6 protein-coding genes are annotated in these 5,938 nt (G+C 50.8%); 2 read left to right on the forward strand and 4 right to left on the reverse strand.

Annotation, left to right across the window (positions count from 1 at the left end):
- The coding region (locus Q0510_RS02465) for a lamin tail domain-containing protein (protein WP_298707911.1) at positions 1–530 on the reverse strand (530 nt) is incomplete at its 3' end.
- A 100-nt stretch (positions 531–630) separates the two neighbouring features.
- On the opposite strand from Q0510_RS02465, the gene Q0510_RS02470 reads away from it, so the two are divergent.
- Both Q0510_RS02470 and Q0510_RS02475 read left to right on the forward strand, forming a co-directional pair.
- On the forward strand, positions 631–1,620 hold the full coding sequence (locus Q0510_RS02470; RefSeq protein ID WP_298707912.1) for an aspartate-semialdehyde dehydrogenase: 990 nt from the start codon (positions 631–633) through the stop codon (positions 1,618–1,620).
- 477 nt (positions 1,621–2,097) lie between these two features.
- Positions 2,098–2,349 carry a hypothetical protein gene (locus tag Q0510_RS02475; RefSeq protein WP_298707914.1) on the forward strand — a complete coding sequence of 84 codons (252 nt, stop codon included), beginning with the start codon at positions 2,098–2,100 and terminating at the stop codon, positions 2,347–2,349.
- A 95-nt stretch (positions 2,350–2,444) separates the two neighbouring features.
- Here Q0510_RS02475 and Q0510_RS02480 read toward each other — a convergent pair whose 3' ends face one another.
- The 3 genes from Q0510_RS02480 to Q0510_RS02490 all read right to left on the reverse strand — a co-directional run bounded on the left by Q0510_RS02480 (position 2,445) and on the right by Q0510_RS02490 (position 5,866).
- On the reverse strand, positions 2,445–3,107 hold the full coding sequence (locus tag Q0510_RS02480; protein WP_298707916.1) for a DUF2461 domain-containing protein: 663 nt from the start codon (positions 3,105–3,107) through the stop codon (positions 2,445–2,447).
- 175 nt (positions 3,108–3,282) lie between these two features.
- Positions 3,283–4,332 (reverse strand): porin, encoded by a 1,050-nt coding sequence (locus Q0510_RS02485; RefSeq protein ID WP_298707918.1) that lies wholly within the window; start codon positions 4,330–4,332, stop codon positions 3,283–3,285.
- A gap of 217 nt (positions 4,333–4,549) precedes the next feature.
- Positions 4,550–5,866: an ammonium transporter gene (locus Q0510_RS02490; RefSeq protein WP_298707920.1), complete on the reverse strand. Its 1,317-nt coding sequence runs from the start codon at positions 5,864–5,866 to the stop codon at positions 4,550–4,552.
- Between the last annotated feature and the right edge of the window lie 72 nt (positions 5,867–5,938).

The raw sequence follows: 5,938 nt of genomic DNA on the forward strand, positions 1-5,938 counted from the left end.
GAATTAGGCCTGCCAGGCGTTCCGCCGGAGGGGTCGCTGGAGAAGGCCCAGTTGTCCGGGCCGGCGCAGGGAAAGGCGGGGTCTTTCATTTCGATTGACCAGCCGCCTGCAGACTTAAAGCTCCCGGAGAAGCGGCGCATCTCTACTGCTACGGCGTGGATCACGCGGCCGGAGGGGTCTTCCAGGGAGAGGAGGTCTTCGTCGTTGTGGAGTGCGAAGAAACTGCCGGCATCGACGACCGGTTGGAAGAAGGGGGCTCCCCGGCGGGGAGACACCACTACATATCCGCCGGGCTCCAGCGCAAAAGCGGGGAGCGTGGCGGAGCCGCCGTTGCCGCGGACCTTCCATCCCGCGAGGTGCACGGTGCGGGGCGACGTGTTCTTTAGTTCGATGAACTCGTACTCCGGCAGGGAAACCGGAGGCGAAGGGTCTGTCATGATCTCGTGGATAATGACATCGTGCGGCAAAGGATACGTGGTATCGCCGCAGGGCGCAGACAATAGCGCACAGGCACAAACAATGACTTGCATACGATTACTTTTTAATGGGTCAACAATCTGGCGGGAATATATCGAAATTGTCGTTTGATATATTAATTTTGGGTCTCGATTTTTAAACCTAATCAAAATCATGAAAGTAGCCGTAGTAGGCGCCACCGGACTGGTAGGCTCCAAAATGTTGCAAGTACTCGCGGAGAGGAATTTCCCTGTGACGGAACTGATCCCTGTCGCTTCCGAAAAATCTGTTGGCAAGGAAGTGATGTATAAGGGTAAGCCGTACAAGGTGGTAACCGCAGATACGGCTATTGGCATGAAACCGAACGTAGCCATTTTCTCCGCCGGCGGCAGCACTTCTTTGGAATGGGCGCCCAAATTCGCGGAAGCAGGCATCACCGTGATCGACAACTCTTCCGCCTGGCGCATGGATCCCGGCAAAAAGCTGGTGGTGCCCGAAGTAAATGCAGACGCACTCACGCAGGAAGATAAAATCATCGCGAATCCTAACTGTTCGACCATTCAAATGGTGCTGGTGTTAAAACCGCTCCACGATAAATATGGCATCAACCGCGTAGTTGTATCCACCTATCAATCCGTAACCGGCACCGGCGTAAAAGCCGTGACGCAGCTCATGAATGAGCGCCAGGGTATTGAAGGAGAAAAAGCATACGCTTATCCCATCGACCTGAACGTGATCCCCCAGATCGACGTGTTTACGGAAAACGGTTACACCAAGGAAGAAATGAAAATGGTGAAAGAAACCGTGAAGATCATGGGCGATGAGAAAGTGAAAGTTACCGCTACTACCGTGCGCATTCCTGTAATGGGCGGCCACAGCGAAAGCGTGAACATCGAGTTCGATAAAGACTTCGATCTGTCCGAAGTACGCAGCATCCTCGCCGCAACACCGGGACTGATCGTAGTGGATGATCCTTCGAAAGCGCAATACCCCATGCCGAAAGATGCACACGACAAAGACGAAGTATTTGTAGGGCGTATCCGCCGCGACGAAACACAGGCGAACACACTGAACCTCTGGATCGTGGCAGACAACCTGCGTAAAGGTGCGGCAACAAACGCTGTACAAATCGCGGAATACCTGAGCGGAAAGAACTGGTTGTAAGAAAGACTTTTCCTATAGTTATCCACAACGGCGCGGCACACACCGCGCCGTTCTTCTTTGTGTTCGGACTGCTATCATCTTGCAGTTCAAGTCATTAACAAAAAATAATATTTTATCGGTTTTCATTCATTATCATTCATCTATACGCATAACGCTGCCATGTGTCACTTATATTCAACTCTTTACACGGTTGAACATTTGGAATTTGCATTTTTTTAATTTAAATTCACTTCCCCGTCACACTACGACGAGGCATACACGAATACTGTCGACTCTATTAACGAAACGCGCAATGCGTTTACTGTACCTGCTTTCATCATTTTTTGTTAATGCACTTTGGATTAAAAACTACACGGAAGTAGTATAGATTTGTGGGGGATATAATTCACCTTTGACATTACAATCCTATGCTAATAAATTCATTATCTGTATTATCCATGAAAACTATTCTATCAATTTAAACACCCTTTTAGTCCTATGAAAACCAACGCAAATCGTGAACTTTTGTTAATGCATAAGTTTACCGAAGAATGGAGCACGAACTTTTCCTCGCAGGTTTCCCGCATCATGAACATTGTGGATCAAAAGGATACAATGGACGGAATTATTCCGATCATTGAAGTGGCGAATGTGTATAATCAGCGCTTCGCGGAAACGAGGATCGACAAGGAGAATTTATTAAAGAACCGTAAATCGCGCCCATTTGAGTTTTTGATACACAAGAATTGATTTACTGTCTCTATTTTGTTGCAGCAGCCTAGTTGCCGGAAGCGCTTGTACCCCACAAGGACTTCTCCGGTAACTAGCAGGTCGGGGAAAGATGATTATTCGTCCTGCGCGGCATTCAGAAACCCGATGAAGGGTTGCATCGTCGAAAAGATGCGAAGCACATCGCGAACGAGCGTTGGTTGGGTAGCCGCCTCGTCGCTGACATGAGTAGTCACTACCCAGCTTTTCAATTTCAGATATGCGATAGCGGGATTATCTTCATGATATCCCTGTGGCGCGGTTTTCAACGAGTCGCCATTTACTTTTCCGAACAGGCGGATAAAATCTTTCGCCCCAACGATTCGCTGAAAGTCCGCGAAGTTATAATCTATTTCCTGACGAACTTTTTTAAGCGCGGGAGGCGCCGGCATCCAAAGGCCGCCACCGGCAAAGCTATGCCCTCCGGGCTCCAGGTGGAAATAAAAACCTGCCAAAGGGCTCTTCTTTCCCCCTTTCGAAAAGGAAGCGCCCATATTGGCTTTGTACGGCGTCTTGTCTTTCGAGAAACGCACATCCTTATATATCCGGAAAACACACTCCTTTACCGTCAGCCCTTCCATCCCGGCATCCATCCGGGCCAAACCGTCGATGATTTGTTGTACCAGGCTTTCGAAATCCTCTTTGGCCTGGAGGTACGATGCCCTGTTTTCATCGAACCAGGCTTTGTTATTGTTGAGTTTGAGGTCTTTCAGGAATTTCAATGTGGAACGTTGCAGCATAATTGATAGCCCGTTTTTGGGGGAGAAAAGATATAAAAAACCCCGGTAAACCCGGGGAAATTTTCTCGCTCCCGCCGCAAAGGGCCGGAAATAAAGCAGGGCCGGCTGAAACAGCCGGCCCCTGAGCATAATGGTTTGGTTAAACCTTGTTATATGAGCCTGTGATTAGGATCCCTTAAAACTTGTAGATCGCAGCCAGCAGCACATTGGCGGAATTGGCCTTCGGCGCGTCGGCCTTGGTGAAAATATCCTTCGAGCCATGGTCCAGCCTGAATTCGGGGATCAGCGTGAACCCTCCTACCTTGTACTGGCCGGAAAGCGTAACCGCAAAGATGCTGCCGCCTTCGGGATACTCGGTTTTGTCGCCGTAAACCTTGATGTTATCCTTGTCGGAGAAATACTCCCCGCGCAGCGTGAGCCCCAGGCTTTCGGTGGGGTCGTAGTTCAGGTAAAGGGCCGAGCCGTACCAGTTGGTGTTAATGCCATTCTTATACATGCTGTAGGTACCGTTGTACCCCAGGCCGAACTTGGGCGTCATTTGATAAGTGATCACCGCATCCAGCTGATCGTTCCGGGTCTGGAAAGTATCGCGGCCGCCAATGTAATTCAGGTAAAATTTGAAGGGAACCTCCGCCGGGGCAAATCCATATTGCGCACCGATGAACTTGATCCCACCCCAGGTAGCGGATTTAAAGTCGGTCGGGTTGAACACGCCTACCATCAGGCTGTGCGAGCCGAACGTCATATCCGCCTTTACCCCGGTGTGGAAGAAAGGGCCATAGGAAAACATATATGACATGCTGTAGTTGCGGTTGGCGTAAGCATCCACCAGCTCGTAACCCACGTGGGTGCTGTACGAGCCCATGGAGAACTTCAGCCAGTCGGTAGGCGCGAAGGCAACAAACAGCTGCTTGATCGCCAGTCTTGTTTTATCATCGTTGTACGAAAAATCTTCCGCACGCTTCCCGAAACCGATATCCGCCACCATGCCTACGTTCTTGAAAGTACTTTCCAGTTTGAGGGAAAGCATGTTCAGCTCGAAGGAATTGTGGGAACCGGTGAAGCTGGTCTTATTATCGGTAACGTTCTTGTTGAAGTTGTATTTATAATATACATCGGCGGAGCCGGACAGCTTGAAGCCAACGGGAAGGAGGCGTGTAGAATCCTGTGCGAGGGCAGGCACAGCCGAAAAGACAGCCAGGAGCGCGAATAAACTTTTTCTCATTATTGGAATTTTAAAATTTTGGTTAATAAAATGATAAAGGGTTCCGCTGCTTTGTTTGGGTGCTGATTCAATTACACGATGCTATTGGGGCAAAACTATCCCGGATCGCCCGTCGTCATGGCCTGCTGGCCACGACGACGAACAACGTCCGGTTTTTCAAACAAGAGAATATTGACTAACTATTGCGAGGTGATCGATCAGATCAAGGTTGATAAAACTATCCGTGCTGGATGCCGGTTTCTTCTTCCGTGAGCGTGCCGTTGCTGCTGATGCTCATCATGTTGGGGTGGTACATTTCGTTGTGCTGGGTAACGTCCAGGCCCAGTTCTTCTTCTTCGTCAGACACGCGGAGCGGGTGAACATAGTTGATGAACTTGAAGATGGCCCAGGATACGGCGAAGCTGTAACCTACTACCAGCAGCAGTCCGAGGGTTTGTTTGTAAAAGAGGCTGAAGTTGCCGTACGCCCAGCCGTTCTCCGTGATAGCGGGGTTCACGGCCTGGGAGGCGAAAACGCCTGTCAGCAGCATGCCGGTCATACCGCCTACGCCATGGCAGGGGAATACGTCCAGCGTATCGTCGATGGAAGATTTGTTCTTGAAGTGTACGACAAGGTTGGAAACGATGGCCGCCACAAAACCGATGAACAGGGATTGGGGAACGCCTACATAACCGGCGGCGGGGGTGATGGCTACAAGACCTACCACGGCGCCGATACAGAAACCGAGTACCGAGGGTTTACGTCCACGGATCACATCGAAGAAGATCCAGGAAAGGCCTGCAGCGGCGGTAGCGGTATTGGTAGCGGCGAAAGCGGTAACCGCCAGGGCGTTGGCGCCGAGGGAAGAACCTGCGTTGAAACCGAACCAGCCGAACCAGAGCAGACCGGTACCCAGCAATACGAAGGGTACGTTGGCGGGGGTCAGCTCTTTTTTGGCGATGTGGTCTTTACGGCGGCGAAGCACCAGTGCGCCTGCGAGGGCTGCGCAACCGGCAGAAATGTGCACTACGGTACCGCCTGCAAAGTCGAGTACGCCGAGTTTGTAGAGAATACCATTAGAATGCCAGGTCCAGTGTGCTATCGGCGCATATACCAGGAGGGAGAACATCACCATGAAGAGGACGTAGGAGGTAAAACGGATACGCTCCGCCACCGCACCTACTACCAGCGCCGGGGTGATCACGGCAAACTTGAGCTGGAACAGGGCGAACAGCATCATGGGGATAGTGCCCCAGGCCGGCCCGTCAGGAACGCCTTTAAAGAAAAAGTACGTAGAAGGATCTCCGATGATACCGTTCTGGGATTCACCGAATGCCAGGCTAAAGCCTACCACCACCCAAATAATGCTGATCAGGCCGGTGGCGATGAAGCTTTGCATCATGGTAGAGATGACATTCTTTCGGTTCACCATGCCTCCGTAGAAGAAGGACAAACCGGGGGTCATCAAAAATACCAGGGAGGTGGCTACCAGGATCCAGGCGACATCTGCGAAATTATATTTGCTGGCATCAGCAAAAGTGGTCGGGGTCGGCAAAAAAATGCCAATTACGGCAAGTCCGGCCAAAACGATAAAGGGCAGATAATCCTGAAATGAAATTTTCTTCAT

Origin of the sequence: uncultured Chitinophaga sp. (genome assembly GCF_937874145.1) — a bacterium.
Lineage (GTDB): Bacteria > Bacteroidota > Bacteroidia > Chitinophagales > Chitinophagaceae > Chitinophaga.

Bases quoted from the DNA above. Each gene is read 5' to 3' on its own strand.
- Q0510_RS02485 (WP_298707918.1), bottom strand. From the start codon at position 4,332: ATGAGAAAAAGTTTATTCGCGCTCCTGGCTGTCTTTTCGGCTGTGCCT.
- Q0510_RS02475 (WP_298707914.1), top strand. From the start codon at position 2,098: ATGAAAACCAACGCAAATCGTGAACTTTTGTTAATGCATAAGTTTACC.
- Q0510_RS02470 (WP_298707912.1), top strand. From the start codon at position 631: ATGAAAGTAGCCGTAGTAGGCGCCACCGGACTGGTAGGCTCCAAAATG.
- Q0510_RS02480 (WP_298707916.1), bottom strand. From the start codon at position 3,107: ATGCTGCAACGTTCCACATTGAAATTCCTGAAAGACCTCAAACTCAAC.